The sequence below is a fragment of the Pseudomonas sp. E6002 genome, from assembly GCF_013385565.1.
Lineage (GTDB): Bacteria > Pseudomonadota > Gammaproteobacteria > Pseudomonadales > Pseudomonadaceae > Aquipseudomonas.
Genome location: NZ_JACAPT010000024.1, coordinates 83926 through 100619, shown reverse-complemented (window position 1 = coordinate 100619; position 16694 = coordinate 83926). Strand labels below are relative to the sequence as shown.

General features: G+C 61.9%; 13 protein-coding genes. 10 read left to right on the top strand and 3 right to left on the bottom strand.

What is annotated here, in order from left to right:
• Positions 1–15: 15 nt before the first annotated feature.
• Together HX815_RS20390 and HX815_RS20385 are read right to left on the bottom strand one after the other, a co-directional pair.
• Positions 16–1413, bottom strand: a complete 1398-nt coding sequence (locus HX815_RS20390; RefSeq protein ID WP_008435962.1) for a cell wall metabolism sensor histidine kinase WalK — start codon at positions 1411–1413, stop codon at positions 16–18.
• Positions 1391–2074, bottom strand: a complete 684-nt coding sequence (locus tag HX815_RS20385) for a response regulator transcription factor (RefSeq protein WP_003219726.1) — start codon at positions 2072–2074, stop codon at positions 1391–1393. The genes HX815_RS20390 and HX815_RS20385 overlap by 23 nt, the downstream gene beginning before the upstream one ends.
• 368 nt (positions 2075–2442) lie before the next feature.
• Here HX815_RS20385 and HX815_RS20380 point away from each other — a divergent pair, with 368 nt between their 5' ends.
• From HX815_RS20380 to HX815_RS20360, 5 genes are all read left to right on the top strand, one after another.
• The gene (locus HX815_RS20380; protein ID WP_003219728.1) at positions 2443–3348 is read left to right on the top strand and encodes a hypothetical protein; all 906 of its coding nucleotides are present in this window, start codon (positions 2443–2445) and stop codon (positions 3346–3348) included.
• Positions 3349–3648: 300 nt separating this feature from the next.
• The gene (locus HX815_RS20375; protein ID WP_177028787.1) at positions 3649–3993 is read left to right on the top strand and encodes a hypothetical protein; all 345 of its coding nucleotides are present in this window, start codon (positions 3649–3651) and stop codon (positions 3991–3993) included.
• A 96-nt stretch (positions 3994–4089) separates the two neighbouring features.
• A complete protein-coding gene (locus tag HX815_RS20370; RefSeq protein WP_177028786.1) occupies positions 4090–5328 on the top strand; it encodes a TolC family protein in 1239 nt (412 codons plus the stop codon).
• A complete protein-coding gene (locus tag HX815_RS20365) occupies positions 5321–6592 on the top strand; it encodes an efflux RND transporter periplasmic adaptor subunit (RefSeq protein ID WP_177028785.1) in 1272 nt (423 codons plus the stop codon). The genes HX815_RS20370 and HX815_RS20365 overlap by 8 nt, the downstream gene beginning before the upstream one ends.
• Positions 6589–9702 (top strand): efflux RND transporter permease subunit, encoded by a 3114-nt coding sequence (locus HX815_RS20360; protein WP_177028784.1) that lies wholly within the window; start codon positions 6589–6591, stop codon positions 9700–9702. Before HX815_RS20365 ends, HX815_RS20360 begins: the two co-directional genes overlap by 4 nt.
• A 102-nt stretch (positions 9703–9804) precedes the next feature.
• Here the strand turns inward: HX815_RS20360 and HX815_RS20355 are convergent, their stop codons facing one another.
• Positions 9805–10920 (bottom strand): Gfo/Idh/MocA family protein, encoded by a 1116-nt coding sequence (locus HX815_RS20355; protein WP_177028783.1) that lies wholly within the window; start codon positions 10918–10920, stop codon positions 9805–9807.
• A 428-nt stretch (positions 10921–11348) separates the two neighbouring features.
• On the opposite strand from HX815_RS20355, the gene HX815_RS20350 reads away from it, so the two are divergent.
• The 5 genes from HX815_RS20350 (at position 11349) to HX815_RS20330 (ending at position 16693) form a co-directional block, all read left to right on the top strand.
• Entirely contained in the window at positions 11349–12389 is a 1041-nt protein-coding gene (locus HX815_RS20350) for a YCF48-related protein (protein WP_256347045.1), read from the top strand.
• Between the two features lie 15 nt (positions 12390–12404).
• The gene (locus HX815_RS20345) at positions 12405–14780 is read left to right on the top strand and encodes an RND family transporter (protein ID WP_003211205.1); all 2376 of its coding nucleotides are present in this window, start codon (positions 12405–12407) and stop codon (positions 14778–14780) included.
• 118 nt (positions 14781–14898) lie between these two features.
• A complete protein-coding gene (locus HX815_RS20340) occupies positions 14899–15195 on the top strand; it encodes a DUF5629 family protein (protein WP_003211207.1) in 297 nt (98 codons plus the stop codon).
• The gene (locus tag HX815_RS20335; RefSeq protein ID WP_003211210.1) at positions 15182–16357 is read left to right on the top strand and encodes a lactonase family protein; all 1176 of its coding nucleotides are present in this window, start codon (positions 15182–15184) and stop codon (positions 16355–16357) included. The genes HX815_RS20340 and HX815_RS20335 overlap by 14 nt, the downstream gene beginning before the upstream one ends.
• Positions 16358–16513: 156 nt before the next feature.
• Positions 16514–16693, top strand: a complete 180-nt coding sequence (locus HX815_RS20330; protein WP_003211212.1) for a hypothetical protein — start codon at positions 16514–16516, stop codon at positions 16691–16693.
• The last annotated feature ends 1 nt before the right edge of the window (position 16694 follow it).

Below are 16694 nucleotides of genomic sequence, written 5' to 3'. Positions count from 1 at the left end.
GGTGTTCTTCAGGCTTCAGGCTTCGGGCATCAGTTGTTGGCGGCATTCGAGGATCAGCTTCGCACCGCCTCGTTCGCTGCTGCCGACTTCCAGTTTGAACCCGTGCAGGTTGATGATCGCGGCCACAATCGACAGCCCCAAGCCAAACCCGCCTTGTTGCTGATTGCCTTCGTCCACCCGGTAAAACCGCTGGAACACCGCGGCACGTTCAGCTGCGGGAATCCCGGGGCCGGAGTCCAGGACTTCAATGCGGGTGCTGCCGGCATCGTTCACGCCGCGCAAAATCACTTCGCCGCCCGGCGGGGTGAATTTGATCGAGTTGCTCAGCAGGTTGGCCAGGGCTTCGAACAGCAGCGCGCGGTCACCGGTGATCCAGGGCAATGAGTCCGGCACTTGCAGCAGCAGTTCCATCTCGCCTTCTTCTGCCAGGGGCAGGTAGAAGTCGTGGAGTTCCTGCAGCAAGGGCAGGGGATCAAGCACCAGGAAGCCCGAGCGGCGCTGATGGTCTTCCAGTTCGGAAATCCGCAGCAGGCCGCGAAAACGCGCCATCAAGGTATCGGTCTCGGCGATGGCCGCGTCCAGTTGCAGGGCGTGGGGTGCGTCTTCATCAGCCTGTTGCTGGATCCGGTACAGCTGCGCCCGCAGGCGGGTCAGCGGGGTGCGCAGGTCGTGGGCGATGTTGTCGCACACGCCCTTGACCTCGTTCATCAGCTTCTCGATACGGTCGAGCATCGCGTTGACGATGGCCGCCAGCATGTCCAGTTCGTCGCGGCGGTCGGACAATGGCAGACGGTGGGTCAGGTCGCCGGCCACGATGGCTTCGGCACTCGCCTGGATCCCGCGAATCCGCCGCAACGGGCGCCGCCTGAGCAGGTGCCAGCCGGCCGCGCCGGGAATGATCGTCAGGGTGATGCCCCACAGCAAGGCGTGCAGGATGATCCGCGTCACGCCGAACAGCGAGCCGTTGGCGCGCACCAGGATCAGCCAGCGGCCGTCTTCGGTGTGGGTGGCCACGGCGTCGCAGCTGTCGCGCGGCAGTTTCGGGTCGTCGGAGTCGATGCAGTTGGCCAGGGCGTGGATGTGCCCGTCCATTGGCAGGTCGGGCGGTATCACGCGGATCGGGCCGCTGATGGGGTTGAACTGATTGTCGAACAGGCCGTAGGCGTCAACGCCCTTCATGTCGAAGGTCATGCTGGTGGTCAGGGCTTCCACCAGCTCTTCGCCGTCAAACCGCTGGAACAGGTGCTGGCGCTGCATCAGGGAGTGGCGCGAGAGGTCGCCCAGGTAACCGGACACCTCGTAGTACAGCACGCCCATGAGGATGCAGCTCCAGGCCACGAACAACGAACTGTAGAGCGCCAGCAGCCGGCTGCTGGAAGAGCGCCAGCCTTTAGAGGGGTTCAGCAATGACATACCCGGAACCTCGTACCGTGCGGATCAGCGGCGTGAGGCCCGGCGGGTCGATTTTTTTGCGCAGGCGACCGATGTGCACGTCGATCAGGTTGGTGCCCGGGTCGAAGTGATAACCCCAGACTTCCTCGAAGATCATCATCCGCGAGAGGATTTGCCCGGTGTTGCGCATCAGGAATTCCAGCAGTTTGTATTCGGTCGGCAACAGGCTCAGGGGCTGTTCGGCGCGGCTGGCTTCACGGCTGATCAGGTTCAGTTCCAGATCCGCTACGCGCAAGGCAGTTTCAAACTCCTTGACCGTGCTTTTGCGCCGCAGAAGCACTTCGACGCGGGCGGCCATTTCGTCGGAGGCGAACGGTTTGGTCAGGTAGTCATCACCACCGGCCCGCAGGCCACGTACCCGTTCATCCACATCGGAGAGGGCGCTGATCATCAGGATCGGCGTGGATACGCCGATGGTGCGCAGGGTGGTGACGATGGCCAGGCCATCCAGTTCCGGGAGCATGCGGTCGAGGGTGATCAGGTCGTAATCACCGCTGACGGCACGGACCAGGCCTTCGCGGCCATTGTCTACCCAGTCTACGTCCAGTCCATGGCTACTCAGCTCGGCAACGATCTCGCGGGCCGTTACGGCGTCGTCCTCGATGGTCAAAATGCGGGTCATAAGGATTACCTGGTGAGCGATTCACACTGAAGTGCGGGCATTTTGCCAAGAAATGATAGCCCGCTTCCTAAATAAAAATTTATGTAGGCACAAACGACACAATTCACCATAACCCGCTGAATCTGAACGAACGCTGTGTGTGTAGGATTTTTTGCATGCCATGGGGGGCGTACGGGTTATTTCCTACGAGGAATGCAATACGCCCGCCGCTCCGGGCCATTTCTTGCAAGTTGCATGGTTCAAATTAGTTCAACTTAATTAAGTTGTTGAAATATATGAAGTTTTAATTTTCGAGCTTCTGGCACGTCGCCTGCACTGTCCCTTTTGAGACTTGTAACACTATTTTTCATGCCTGGAGCAAAACAACAATGATTACATCCTCATCCACGCTGCAAGAGTCGAGCACGCTCTCCGGGGTTTCCTGGGGCGCGATCTTTGCCGGGGCCGCTGCCGCGGCTGCGCTGTCCTTGATTCTGGTACTGCTGGGCTTCGGCCTGGGCTTTTCGGCGGTGTCGCCGTGGGCCGACAGTGGCATCAGCGCCAAAGGGCTTGGCATTTCTACCATTGTCTGGCTGGCGGTTACGCAAATCATCGCGTCGGGGATGGGCGGTTACATCGCCGGTCGCCTGCGGGTGAAATGGGCCAATATGCACGGCGATGAGGTGTACTTTCGCGACACCGCCCATGGCTTCCTGGCCTGGGCCGTGGCGACACTGGTGACGGCGGTGCTGATCGTCGGTTCGGTCAGCAGTGTGGTCAGCGGTGGTGTGAAGGCCGGTGCCAGTGTGGCCTCGGGTGCCGTCAGTGGCATGAGCCAGGTGGCTGGCGCTGCCTCCAAGGGCGAAGACTTTGGCTACTACGTCGACAGCCTGTTCCGTGATGATCGCCCGGCCGCCGTCAGTGATGACGCGGTGCATGGTGTGGTCGCTCGCATCTTCGCTCGTACCGTGAGCAACAATGGTCAGCTGGCACCTGAAGACCGTGCGTACCTTGCACAGTTGATCAGCCAGCGGACCAACCTCAGCCAGGCCGATGCCGAGGCGCGTGTTGACCAGGTCTATGGACAGGCTCAAAAAGCCCTGGATGACGCCAAGTTGAAAGCCAAGCAGGCTGCCGACACGGCTGCAAAAGTGGCTGCCTACACGTCGCTGTGGACCTTCGTGGCGCTGTTGATCGGTGCGTTTTTTGCCAGCCTCGCTGCAACCTTTGGTGGTCGTCGCCGGGATGCCGTGGTGTATCTGGAAACCACTCCCCACACCACTTCCGTTCGTTAATTCAAGGAGAACGTCATGCGCTCATTACTGCTGTTTTTCCTCGGTGTGCCTATCCCGGTCATTATCCTGATCGCGATCTTCATGCACTGATCCTCAGGCTTGCTCGGTCCTCATGTGGGAGCGGGCTTGCTGGCGAAAAAAGCGGTGTATCAGTCACATATGAACTGGCTGATACACCGCTTTCGCGAGCAAGCCCGCTCCCACATTTTGTTTTGTGTCGTTGCTGCATTCCGGGCGAAGGCGAAATCTCCGGATTTTGTTAATTGTTGCTTAACCGCCTTTTGGCTAAGCTCCCGTCCCATGAGCCGCTATCTGCGTTTTTTCCTGGTGCTGATGTTGAGTCTTGCGCTTCCCCTGACCGGGATGGCGGGTGTGCCGTCGAGCACCGAGCCGTGCCCGATGCAGATGTCCGACATGCAGATGATGAGCGACATGGCCCCTGACTGTTGCCAGGACGGCGCAGCCGCCGATCACAGCAAAAGCTGCAAGCCCGGCCAGGAGTGCAAGACCGGCGGCATGCTGCAATTGTCGATGCCGGTGCTCAAGGCCCCGGTAACTGCCTCCAATGCGCTGGTCGTCAGCGTCTCTTCCGACTTCATTCCCGACCGCACGCCGTCCGGCGTCTGGCGCCCGCCCCGTCGCTGAATCCTGTTGCACCTGAAGACTCGTCCCTGAACCGGGACGGCCTTGCTGTGGGCCGCGTAAAGCGGTGCACAGCGCAACAGAACAGGACACTTCAAGATGAATTTCCTATGCGTGCGTGCCCTGGTGATGGGCGTGCTGGCGTGGCCGACGCTGGCGTCTGCGCTGACCCTGGATGAGGCCTTGCGCCTGGCGCAAAACAACGCGCCGTCGCTGACGGCTGAATCCTCCAAATTGCAGGCCGCGACCCAGGCGGCGATTTCGGCCGGCGAACTGCCGGACCCGAAACTGGTAGTAGGCCTGCAAAATTTCCCCGTCGGCGGGCCCAATCGCGGCACGTTGTATGGCGATGACATGACCGAGCAAATGATCGGCATCCAGCAACAAGTGCCCAGCCGCGACAAGCGCAAGGCACGGGTTGAGTTGGCGTCGGCCAGCGTGGACACGGCTGCCGCCGAAGGCCGGATCGAGCGCTTGAATGTGCGTCAGGCCACCGCCCAGGCGTGGATTCGCGCTTATGCGGTGGAGCGCAAAGAGGCACTGTTCAAGGACTTCTATCAGCAGAATCGCCTGCTGCAAGACACCGTGCGTGCGCAACTGGCCGGCGGTCGCGGGCAGCCTTCCGACGCTGTGATCCCGAAGCAGGAAGCGGCTGACCTGGCCGAGCGCGAGGATGAGCTGATCCAGCAACGCGCCCAGGCCCGGGCGGCCCTCAAGCGCTGGATCGGCCCGGCCGCCAGCGAAGCCCCCAGCGGGCAATTGCCGAACTGGAAAATCGACACCACCGGCTTCACCCACAACCTGCACCAGCACCCGGTTCTGCAAGCCTTTGCACCGCGCACCCGCGAGGCCGAAGCCCGGCTGAACGAGGCCAGGGCGCAAAAGACCTCGGACTGGAGTTGGGAAGTGGACTACCAGCACCGAGGCCGTGAGTACGGCGACATGGTCAGCCTGCAATTCACCTTCGATTTGCCGATCTTCCCCGGTCGCCGACAAAACCCCGGTATCGCCGCCAAGCAGGCCGAACTCGACCAACTGGACGCCGAACGCGAAGCCAAGACCCGTGAACATACCAAGGAACTCGAAGACGACCTGGCCAACTACCAGCGCCTGGACCGCGCCGTGCAGCGCAGCCAGGACAGCCTGGTGCCGCTGGCCGAGGAGAAATTGTCGCTGAGCCTGGCGGGGTATCGCGCGGGCAAGGGCGACCTGATGAGCGTGGTCAGCGCCCGCCGCGAGTGGGTCGAGGCGCGCTTCAAACAGATTGACGCCATTGAGCAGCGTGCCCTGACCGGCGCCCAGCTGTATTTTGCTTACGGGGAACCCGCCAATGAATAACCGAATCGTGAATATGGCCCTGTTGGGCGGCGTCCTGCTGCTGGGTCTGGGTGGCGGCTATTGGCTGGCGCAGATGCGCGAGGCACAGCCGGTCACGGCCGGGACGATGCAGGCGCCGGACGAGAAAAAGGCGCTGTACTGGTACGACCCGATGTACCCGCAGCAAAAATTCGACAAGCCGGGCAAGTCGCCCTTCATGGACATGCAACTGGTGCCGCGCTACGCCGGTGGCGCCGAGGAGAGTGCGGCGATTCAGATCGACCCCAGCCTGACCCAGAACATCGGCGTGCGCCTGGCGAGCGTCAGCCGTGGGGTGCTGGCGTCGAGTCTTGAGCTGTCGGGAATCCTCGCCTTCAACGACCGCGATGTGGCGGTGGTGCAGGCGCGCGCTGCCGGATTTGTCGAGCGGGTTTACGCCCGTGCGCCGGGGGATGTGCTCAAGGCTCAGGCGCCCCTGGCGGACATTCTGGTGCCGGAATGGGCCGCCGCTCAGGAAGAGTTCCTTGCTCTGCGACATAGCGATCCGGGTTTGTTGGCTGCCGCCCGCCAGCGTCTGCGCTTGAGCGGAATGCCTGCCGGGTTGATCACGCAGATGGAGCGCAGCGGCCGGGTGCAATCGGTGATGACCATCACCACCCCGCTGGGCGGCGCGTTGCAAACCCTCGACGTACGCGAAGGCATGACCGTCGCGGCGGGTCAAACCCTGGCGCGGGTCAATGGCCTGGGCACCGTGTGGCTGCAGGTCGCCGTGCCTGAAGCCCAGGGCGCCGCGCTGGCCGTTGGGCAAACGGTCGAGAGCCGTTTTGTCGGGTTGCCGGGACAAGTCGTCAAAGGCACCGTCGCCGCGATTCTGCCGGCAACCGCCATGGACAGTCGCACCGTGCAGGTTCGGGTCGAACTGCCCAACCCTGACGGTATGTTGCGCCCCGGTATGACCGCCCAGGTGCGCCTGGCCCAATCCAGCGGCCAATCGGTGCTGTTGCTGCCGAGCGAGGCGTTGATTCGCACCGGCAAACGCGTGCTGGTGATGGTGGCCGAGGAGGGCGGGCGATATCGCCCGGTAGAAGTCCAGGTAGGTGCAGAAAACCAGGACAACACCGTCATCCTCGCCGGCCTGCAGGAAGGCCAGCAGGTGGTGGCCTCCGGTCAATTTCTGCTGGACTCCGAAGCAAGTTTGAAGGGAATTACCACTCAATCGTCCGGTGGTTTTTCAGGTGAGGGGGCCATGGACGGCATGAGCATGCAACCGGGAGCCCGGCCATGATCGCCCTGTTGATTCGCTGGTCGGTGGCCAACCGCTTTTTAGTGCTGTTGGCGACTTTATTCGTGACGGCCTGGGGTTTGTGGTCGATCCAGAACACCCCGGTGGACGCCTTGCCGGACCTGTCGGATGTGCAGGTGATCATCCGCACGCCGTACCCGGGCCAGGCCCCGCAGATTGTCGAGAACCAGGTCACTTACCCGATGACCACCACCATGCTCTCGGTGCCGGGGGCGAAGACCGTGCGCGGCTTTTCGTTCTTCGGCGACAGCTACGTCTACGTGCTGTTCGACGAAGGCACCGACCTGTATTGGGCGCGCTCGCGGGTGCTGGAATACCTTAGCCAGTTGCAGGCGCGTTTGCCGGCATCGGCCAAGCCGGCGCTGGGCCCGGATGCCACCGGTGTCGGCTGGATCTACCAGTACGCGCTGGTGGACCGCACCGGCAAACACGACCTGGCGCAACTGCGCTCGTTGCAGGACTGGTTCCTCAAGTTCGAGCTCAAGACCCTGCCCAATGTCGCCGAAGTGGCGACCATCGGCGGCCAGGTCAAGCAGTACCAGGTGCAGATCGATCCGCTGGCCCTGGCCAGTCGCGGCATCACCCAGGCCCAGGTGGTGGAAGCCATCGGCAAGGCCAACCAGGAAACCGGCGGTTCGGTGCTGAACATGGGTGAGTCGGAATACATGGTGCGTGCGTCCGGCTACCTGAAAACCCTGGAGGACTTTCGCGGCATTCCCCTGCGGCTCGACACCCACAACGTGCCGGTGACCCTTGGGGATGTGGCGACGATCCAGCTGGGCCCGGACATGCGCCGGGGCATCAGTGAACTGGATGGCGAAGGCGAGGCGGTGGGCGGCGTGGTGATCCTGCGCAGCGGCAAGAACGCCCGCGAGGCCATCGCGGCGGTCAAGACCAAGCTGGAGCAACTGCAAACCAGCCTGCCGCCCGGGGTGGAAATCGTCACCACCTACGATCGCAGCAAACTCATCGATCGCGCCGTGGACAACCTCAGCCACAAGCTGCTCGAAGAGTTCCTGGTGGTGGCGCTGGTGTGCGGGATCTTCCTGTGGCACCTGCGCTCCTCGCTGGTGGCGATCATTTCGTTGCCGGTGGGGGTGTTGATTGCCTTTATCGTCATGCGCTTCCAGGGCATCAACGCGAACATCATGTCCCTGGGCGGGATTGCGATTGCCATCGGCGCGATGGTCGATGGCGCGGTGGTGATGATCGAGAATGCCCACAAGAAAATCGAAGCCTGGCACCACGCGCATCCGAACCAGGAATTGAAGGGGGAGGCGCATTGGAAGGTCATCACCGATGCGGCAGTGGAGGTGGGGCCGGCGTTGTTTTTCTGCCTGCTGATCATCACCTTGTCGTTTATCCCGGTGTTCACCCTGCAAGCCCAGGAAGGCCGCTTGTTCGGGCCGCTGGCCTACACCAAGACCTATGCCATGGCCGCTGCAGCGGGGTTGTCGGTGACCCTGATCCCGGTGCTGATGGGCTACTGGATTCGCGGGCGTATTCCCGATGAGCAACGCAACCCGCTGAATCGCGGCCTGATCAAACTCTACCAACCGGCCCTCGACGCGGTGCTGCGCTGGCCGCGCATGACCTTGCTGGTCGCGCTGCTGATGGTCGCCAGTGCGCTATGGCCAGTGTCGCACCTGGGCGGTGAATTCCTGCCGCCGCTGGATGAGGGTGACCTGTTGTATATGCCGTCGGCGTTGCCTGGTTTGTCGACGCAAACTGCCGGCGCATTGCTGCAACGTACCGACCGCTTGATCAAGAGCGTGCCGGAAGTCGCCCACGTGTTCGGCAAGGCCGGCCGCGCCGAAACCGCCACCGACCCGGCGCCGCTGGAAATGTTCGAAACCACCATCGAGTTCAAGCCGCGAGACCAATGGCGGCCGGGCATGACCCCGGAAAAACTGGTGAAGGAACTCGACCGGGTGGTGCAGGTGCCGGGGCTGACCAACATCTGGATTCCGCCGATCCGCAACCGCATCGACATGCTCGCCACCGGGGTCAAAAGCCCGATCGGCGTGAAGGTCGCGGGTTCCAGCCTGATGGATATCGACGCCGTGACCCAGGCCGTGGAAAAGGTCGCCAAGACGGTGCCCGGCGTCAGCTCGGCGCTGGCGGAACGCCTGACGGGCGGGCGGTACATCGACGTGGATATCGACCGCCCGGCCGCCGCGCGTTATGGCCTGAACATCACCGATGTGCAGTCCATTGTCTCCGGGGCGATTGGCGGGGAAAACATCGGCGAGACCGTCGAAGGCTTGGCGCGGTTTCCCATCAACCTGCGCTACCCGAAAGAATGGCGCGACTCGGTGAGCGCGATGAGCAACCTGCCGATCTATACGCCGTCAGGCAGCCAGATCACCCTGGGCACCGTGGCCAGGATCAAGGTCAGCGAAGGCCCGCCGATGCTCAAGAGCGAAAACGCCCGGCCTTCCGGCTGGGTGTACATTGACGTGCGTGATCGCGACCTGGCGTCGGTGGTGAAGGACTTGCGCGAGGCGATCAACCAGAACGTGCAACTGCAACCGGGCATGAGCCTCAGCTACTCGGGGCAGTTCGAGTTCCTGGAGCGGGCCAATGCGCGCCTGAAACTGGTGGTGCCGGCGACCTTGCTGATCATCTTCGTGCTGCTGTACCTGACGTTCCGGCGGGTGGATGAGGCGCTGCTGATCCTCGCCACGTTGCCGTTCGCGCTGACGGGTGGGGTGTGGTTGCTGTACTGGCTGGGCTTCAACCTGTCGGTGGCGACGGGTGTTGGATTTATCGCGTTGGCGGGGGTGTCGGCGGAGTTCGGCGTGATCATGCTGCTGTATTTGAAAAACGCCTGGGCCGAACGCCAGGGAGGAGGGGACCAGGCCTTGCTGGAAGCCATCACCGAAGGTGCCGTATTACGCGTGCGGCCCAAGGCGATGACCGTGGCCGTAATCATCGCCGGCTTGCTGCCGATCCTTTTAGGCGGCGGCACCGGCAGCGAAGTCATGAGCCGGATTGCCGCGCCCATGATTGGCGGCATGCTCACAGCGCCCTTGCTCTCCCTCTTCGTCATCCCGGCGGCATATAGGCTAATGCGCAAATCCAAAAGCTAACGACAATCAAATGTGGGAGCGGGCTTGCTCGCGAAAGCGGTGTGTCAGTCGCCAGATGCCGTGGCTGACCCACCGCGTTCGCGAGCAAGCCCGCTCCCACATTTAGACCTCATTCAGCCTGACCCACCGCTCCTCCTTGGCCGCCACCCGAATCGCCGCCGCCAACCGCTCAACCTCCCAAGCCGCCGCAAAATCCGTCCCGTCACTGCCCTTGCCGGCCAACGCCATCACCAACTCATGCACCTCCAGCGTCTTCAACTCGTTGTACCCCAACTGATGCCCCGGCGCCGGACTGAACGCCGCATACCCTGGCAACGAAGGCCCCGCCAACACCCGCTGAAACCCCTCCTGCCCAACCCGAAACAGCTGCAATTCATTCAGCCGTTCCTGATCAAACAACAACGTGCCTCGGGTGCCACTGATCTCAAAGCTCAGGTGATTCTTATACCCATGCTTCAGCCAGCTACTGCTCACCGTCCCCCGTGCCCCATTGGCAAACCGCAACAACGCATGCACCTGGTCATCCACCGCAATCTCCCGCAGCGTCTCACTCCCGGCGGTGGCAGGCCGCTGCCCGTGCACCGTTTGCGTATCGGCACACACACTCACCACATCCCCCACCAAATAGCGCGCCATGGACAGTAAATGGCTGCCCAGATCCGCCAACGCACCGCCGGCATGTCCCACCTCACAGCGCCACGACCACGGCGACGCCGAATCCGCCATGAAATCCTCGCTGAACTCCCCCTGAAAACTGATGATCTCCCCCAACTCACCGCGGGCGATCAACTGCCGGGCCAAACCAATCATCGGGTTGTGCTGATAGTTGTAACCCACCCGCGTCACCACCCCGGCCTTGCTCGCCGCATCACGCATCGCGGCCGCCTGCTCCAGGCTCACCGCCAGCGGCTTCTCGCAATACACCGCCTTGCCTGCCGCCAGTGCAGCCATGGCCATGGGGTAGTGCAAATGGTTGGGAGTAGTGATGGCGACAACATCCACCTTGGGATCGTCAATCAACTGCTGCCAGTCGCCATGGGCCTGGGCAAACCCCCAGTCAGCGGCGCAGTGTATTGCGCGCTCGGTATCGGCATCGGCCAGGGCGGCCAGCGTGAGCTTCGCCGGCAGCTCGAACACCGCCCGCGCATTATTGAACGCCAAGGCGTGGGCACGCCCCATAAAGCCTGTACCAATCAGGCCGATTCCGAGTTCGCGCATAGCCGGGTTCCTTCGAATTATTGTATTGAGAAGCCTATTTATGGAATAAATATTCCCAAAACTCAACACATGGAATAAAAATTCATTCCAAGACCCACACCTCACCCCGTGGCGAGGGAGCTTGCTCCCGCTGGGCTGCGCAGCGGCCCCAAAAAGCGTAGGAGCGCTGCGCACTCCAGCGGAAGCAAGCCCCCTCACCCCAACAGCCCCCCTCCACGGATCACCGCCGCTGATAGCACTACATTCAGCACCAACCCAAACCCCTCCAGTTAACAAAACATAACGTAGCGCCGATTGTCAGACGATTCCAAAGCCCGCTAGGATGGCCCAGCTTGCCCAAGGCGCTCTAGATTGCAGGTTTCAGGGCTCCCCACGGCAAGACGACCTAACAATAATAAATGGGAGAAAGGTCTATGAGTGAGCCTGTCATGGGTGTGGTGTTTTTCCGCCCGAAGGCCACGCGCAGGGTCGCATTGCTGGCCACAGCGCTCTCGTTGCTGGGGGTTGTCGCGTTGTCGACACCGGCCCATGCCGCCACAGAAACCACCGCCGCCGCGGTGTTCGCCATTGACTCCCCCAAGGCCGCCAAAAGCCTGATGATCGACGTGGTCCACGCAGGCAAGCGCCTGGTCGCGGTCGGTGATCGCGGGCACATCCTCTATTCCGACGACCAGGGTGTCACCTGGACCCAAGGCAAAGTCCCCACCCGGCAACTGCTGACCGCCGTATTTTTCGCCGACGACCAACACGGCTGGGCGGTGGGCCATGACGCACAGATCCTCGCCACCACCGACGGCGGCGTGACCTGGACCCAACAATTCCAGGACCTCAAGCGCGAAGCACCGCTGCTCGACGTCTGGTTCAAGGACGCCAGCAACGGCTTTGCCGTGGGTGCCTACGGTGCGCTGATCGAAACCACCGACGGGGGCAAGACCTGGGACGACGTCAGCGACCGCCTCGACAACGAAGACCAATACCACCTCAACGCCATCGCCCAGGTGAAAGACGCCGGGCTGTTTATCGTCGGTGAGCAGGGCAGCATGTTCCGCTCCCATGACGAGGGGCAAACCTGGGAAAAACTCGAAGGCCCCTACGAGGGCTCGCTGTTCGGCGTGATCGGCACCGCCCAGGCGCAGACGCTGTTGGCCTACGGCCTGCGTGGCAACCTGTTCCGCTCCACGGATTTTGGCAGCACCTGGGAGCCGGTGGAGCTGAACGCCACTCGTGGCGCGCTGGAATTCGGTTTGTCGGGGGCGACCCTGCTGGACGACGGTTCCATCGTGGTGGTGGGCAACGGTGGCAGCGTGGTGGTCAGCCACGACGACGGCCTGACCTTCAGCGTATTCAATCGCCCGGACCGCATTTCGCTGTCGGCGGTCACCGCGGCGGGCAACGGCAACTTGATTCTGGCGGGGCAGGGCGGCGTTCGCGTGGCCAGTCCAACCGGCGCCGAGCCGACAAAACAATAAGAAGGCGGGGACACAATGAGCAGTCATCACAACGACAAGGCCACGTTTCTCGAGCGCCTGATTTTCAATAACCGCCCGGCAGTCATCACGATCTGCCTGCTGGTGAGTATTTTCCTGTTCTGGCAGGCGACGTTGATTCGCCCGTCCACCAGCTTCGAAAAAATGATCCCCCTCCAGCACCCCTTCATCGAGAGGATGATGGAGCACCGCAATGACCTGGCGAACCTGGGCAACACGGTGCGCATTTCGGTGGAGGCCAAGGACGGTGACATCTTCACGAAGGAGTACATGGAGACCCTGCGCCAGATCAACGACGAGGTGTTCTACATCTCCGGCGTCGACCGCTCCGGCCTCAAGTCCCTGTGGAGCCCCAGCGTGCGCTGGACCGAAGTTACCGAAGAAGGCTTTGCCGGCGGTGAAGTGATCCCGCAGAGCTACAACGGCTCGCCGGAAAGCCTCGACCAGTTGCGCAACAACGTGCTGAAGTCCGGGCAGGTCGGGCGGTTGGTGGCCAACGATTTCAAGTCGAGCATCGTCGACATTCCGCTGCTGGAGTCCTACCCGGATCCCCAGGACCAGGGCAAGCTGCTGGCCCTGGACTACCGCAAGTTCTCCCATGAGCTCGAAGACAAGATCCGCGACAAGTTCGAAGCGCAGAACCCCAACGTCAAGATCCACATTGTCGGTTTCGCCAAGAAGGTCGGCGACCTGATCGACGGCCTGGTGATGGTGGTGATGTTCTTCGGTATCGCCTTCGTCATCACCCTGGTGCTGCTGCTGTGGTTCACCAACTGCCTGCGCAGTACCGTCGCGGTGTTGAGCACCACGCTGGTGGCGGTGATCTGGCAGCTCGGGCTGATGCATGCCCTGGGTTTCGGGCTGGATCCCTACTCGATGCTCGTGCCGTTCCTGATCTTCGCCATCGGTATTTCCCACGGCGTACAGAAGATCAACGGCATCGCCCTGCAATCCAGTGATGCCGACAACGCCCTGACCGCGGCCCGGCGTACCTTCCGCCAGCTGTTCCTGCCGGGCATGATCGCGATCCTCGCCGATGCGGTCGGTTTTATCACCCTGTTGATCATCGATATCGGCGTGATCCGCGAGCTGGCAATCGGTGCTTCGGTGGGGGTGGCGGTCATCGTGTTCACCAACCTGATCCTGCTGCCGGTGGCGATCTCCTATGTCGGCATCAGCAAGCGCGCCATCGCCAAGAGCAAGAAGGATGCGCACCGCGAACACCCGTTCTGGCGCCTGCTGTCGAAGTTCGCCAGCCCCAAGGTCGCGCCGGTGTCGATAGCCCTGGCGCTGATCGCCTTCGGTGGCGGCCTCTGGTACAGCCAGAACCTGAAGATCGGTGACCTCGACCAGGGTGCACCCGAACTGCGTCCTGACTCGCGCTACAACAAGGACAACAACTTCATCATCAACAACTACTCCACCAGCTCCGACGTGCTGGTGGTGATGGTCAAGACCCCGCCCGAAGGCTGCTCGCGGTATGAAGCCATGGCGCCCATCGACCAGTTGATGTGGAAGATGCAGAACACCGAGGGCGTGCAGTCGGCCATCTCGCTGGTGACCGTGTCCAAGCAGATGATCAAGGGCATGAACGAGGGCAACCTGAAATGGGAAACCCTGTCGCGCAACCCGGACGTGCTGAACAACTCCATTGCCCGTGCCGATGGCCTGTATAACAACAACTGTTCGCTGGCGCCGGTGCTGGTGTTCCTCAACGACCACAAGGCCGAAACCCTCGACCGCGCGGTGCATGCGGTGCAGGACTTCGCGAAAGAGAACAACAAGGACGGCCTGGAATTCATCCTCGCCGCCGGTAACGCCGGGATCGAGGCGGCCACCAACGAGGTGATCAAGGAGTCCGAGCTGACCATCCTGATCCTGGTGTACCTGTGCGTGGCCACCATGTGCATGATCACCTTCCGCTCGTGGGCGGCGACCCTGTGCATCGTGCTGCCGCTGGTGCTGACCTCGGTGCTGGGCAACGCGCTGATGGCGTTCATGGGCATCGGTGTCAAGGTCGCGACCTTGCCGGTGGTGGCGCTGGGGGTGGGGATCGGCGTGGACTACGGCATCTACATCTACAGCCGCCTGGAGAGTTTCCTGCGGGCCGGCCTGCCGTTGCAGGAAGCCTATTACCAGACGCTCAAGTCCACCGGTAAAGCCGTGCTGTTCACCGGCCTGTGCCTGGCAATCGGCGTATGCACCTGGATCTTCTCGGCCATCAAGTTCCAGGCCGACATGGGGCTGATGCTGACCTTCATGCTGCTGTGGAACATGTTCGGCGCGCTGTGGCTGCTGCCGGCGCTGGCACGCTTCCTGATCAAGCCCGAGAAGCTGGCGGGGCAGAAGGGCAATTCGCTGTTCGCCCACTGATCCAACGCTGTTTGCCAAAACGCCGTGGCCTGTGCCACGGCGTTTTGCATTGCGCGGGCTTAGGCCGATGCAACGATTTGACCTATCATGAGGTCTTTCCTCTTGATGATTGATGGTTATGACTGCCGACACCGCTACCTTGCCCGACGCTTTTGAAGACTGCCAGATGGTCGAAATCGATGGCCTGCACAGCTTCGATTTCAGCCTGGATGACCAGACGTTATCGATCATCTGCATGGACGGTCGCGTCGAGAAGCGCTGGAGTTTCACCCTGGAGCAAGTCAAGGCGGCGACCTTTGATCAAACCCTGCAAAGCTGGACACTTACCGATGACAAGGGCGAACACCGCCTGGTCTGCATGAGCGGCGTCACCGGCAACAATAATGACGAGGATGAAGCGGATGATGATGCGTAAATTCTGGCCCCTGCTGATGGCCGGCAGCGTAGGCGCAATGTCGGTCCAGGCTGCGCCGGTGGACACCTATGAGTTGCTGGTGGGCAGCTACACCGCCGGCACCAGTGAAGGTATCTACCGCTTGCAGTTCGACAGCCGTACCGGGCAGTTCAACGGCCAGCCGGTGCTCGCCGCCAAGGCGGCCAACCCGTCGTGGCTGACCCTGTCCAAGGACCAGAAGCACCTGTTTGTGGTCAACGAAAACGGCCCGGGCCAAAAAGACCCGGTGGGGCGCGTCAGCAGCTACAGCATCGACCCGAAGAACCATCAACTGACCCTGATCAACCAGGTGCAGAGCCTGGGCAACGAGCCGACCCATTCCAGCCTGGCCAGTGACGGGCGCTACCTGTTCGTGGCCAACTATTCGGTGCTGGAAGATCCGGGCGGCAGCCTCGCGGTGTTGCCGGTAGATGCCCAGGGCAAGCTGTCGCCGCCGGTGCAGTTGAGCGGGCACCCGGCCAGCCGGGTCAACCCGGAGCGCCAGGCGTCCAACCACGTGCATTCGGTAGTGTCTTCGCCGGACGGCAAATACGTGTTTGTCCAGGACCTGGGGGCGGACAAGATCTTTGCCTACCACTACGACCCCAAGGCCAACCACGAACTGCCGCTGACCCCGGCCGACCCTGCGTTTGTGCAATTGCCACCGGGCAGCGGCCCGCGGCACCTGCTGTTCACCGCAGACGGCAAGCACGCGTGGCTGACCACCGAGATGAGCGCACAAGTGGCGGTGTTCGACTACAACGATGGCAAGCTGACCCAGAAGCAACTGGTCAACTTCGCGGATGGCCAGCCGGTGTCCGACAAGGCCGGTGCTGCACTGCACACCTCAAGCGACGGCAAGTTCCTCTACGTGAGCAACCGTGGCACCGCCAACCAGATGTTGGTGTTTGCCATCGACCCGGCCACTGCGCAGCTCAAAGAGATCCAGCGCCGATCGGTGGAAGGCGACCATCCCCGGGAGTTCGCCCTGGACCCCAGCGGCAAGTTCCTGCTGATCGCCAACCAGAAGAGCAACGAGATTGTGGTCGTCGAGCGCGATCCCAAGACCGGTCTTTTGGGCAAAACCGTGCAGAAACTGGCGATTGATGCCCCCAGCGACCTCAAGTTCCTGGTGCGGCAATAAGCCACAGGCCCCGCAGTGCGGGGCCTGACTTGTTGTATTAATACTATTAATAGCGGCTAGTGTTTCAATGAATTTCTAAGGCTATCCCCTCGGGCGTAAGTTTGGTTCCAAGGCCAACACAGGCCACCAAGCCAACCGAACACAAGGGTTACCGACATGAACTTCAATCTTTTCTCGATCATCGCCGCTTCCGCTGTTTCCGCCACCGTAGCGTTGCCAGCCAGCGCCAGTGTTGAAATCAGCAGCAAAAAAACCAGCACCAGCGCCTACACCCAGAAATACCTGCAACAAAGCGCCAACTTCTACGCAGCGCTGGACCACAAAATCCAGAACTGAT

Excerpts from the sequence above, each read along its gene's own strand:
- HX815_RS20385 (WP_003219726.1), bottom strand. The coding sequence starts at position 2,074 with ATGACCCGCATTTTGACCATCGAGGACGACGCCGTAACGGCCCGCGAG.
- HX815_RS20350 (WP_256347045.1), top strand. The coding sequence starts at position 11,349 with ATGGGTGTGGTGTTTTTCCGCCCGAAGGCCACGCGCAGGGTCGCATTG.
- HX815_RS20345 (WP_003211205.1), top strand. The coding sequence starts at position 12,405 with ATGAGCAGTCATCACAACGACAAGGCCACGTTTCTCGAGCGCCTGATT.
- HX815_RS20365 (WP_177028785.1), top strand. The coding sequence starts at position 5,321 with ATGAATAACCGAATCGTGAATATGGCCCTGTTGGGCGGCGTCCTGCTG.
- HX815_RS20335 (WP_003211210.1), top strand. The coding sequence starts at position 15,182 with ATGATGATGCGTAAATTCTGGCCCCTGCTGATGGCCGGCAGCGTAGGC.
- HX815_RS20355 (WP_177028783.1), bottom strand. The coding sequence starts at position 10,920 with ATGCGCGAACTCGGAATCGGCCTGATTGGTACAGGCTTTATGGGGCGT.
- HX815_RS20375 (WP_177028787.1), top strand. The coding sequence starts at position 3,649 with ATGAGCCGCTATCTGCGTTTTTTCCTGGTGCTGATGTTGAGTCTTGCG.
- HX815_RS20330 (WP_003211212.1), top strand. The coding sequence starts at position 16,514 with ATGAACTTCAATCTTTTCTCGATCATCGCCGCTTCCGCTGTTTCCGCC.
- HX815_RS20370 (WP_177028786.1), top strand. The coding sequence starts at position 4,090 with ATGAATTTCCTATGCGTGCGTGCCCTGGTGATGGGCGTGCTGGCGTGG.
- HX815_RS20380 (WP_003219728.1), top strand. The coding sequence starts at position 2,443 with ATGATTACATCCTCATCCACGCTGCAAGAGTCGAGCACGCTCTCCGGG.
- HX815_RS20360 (WP_177028784.1), top strand. The coding sequence starts at position 6,589 with ATGATCGCCCTGTTGATTCGCTGGTCGGTGGCCAACCGCTTTTTAGTG.
- HX815_RS20340 (WP_003211207.1), top strand. The coding sequence starts at position 14,899 with ATGACTGCCGACACCGCTACCTTGCCCGACGCTTTTGAAGACTGCCAG.
- HX815_RS20390 (WP_008435962.1), bottom strand. The coding sequence starts at position 1,413 with ATGTCATTGCTGAACCCCTCTAAAGGCTGGCGCTCTTCCAGCAGCCGG.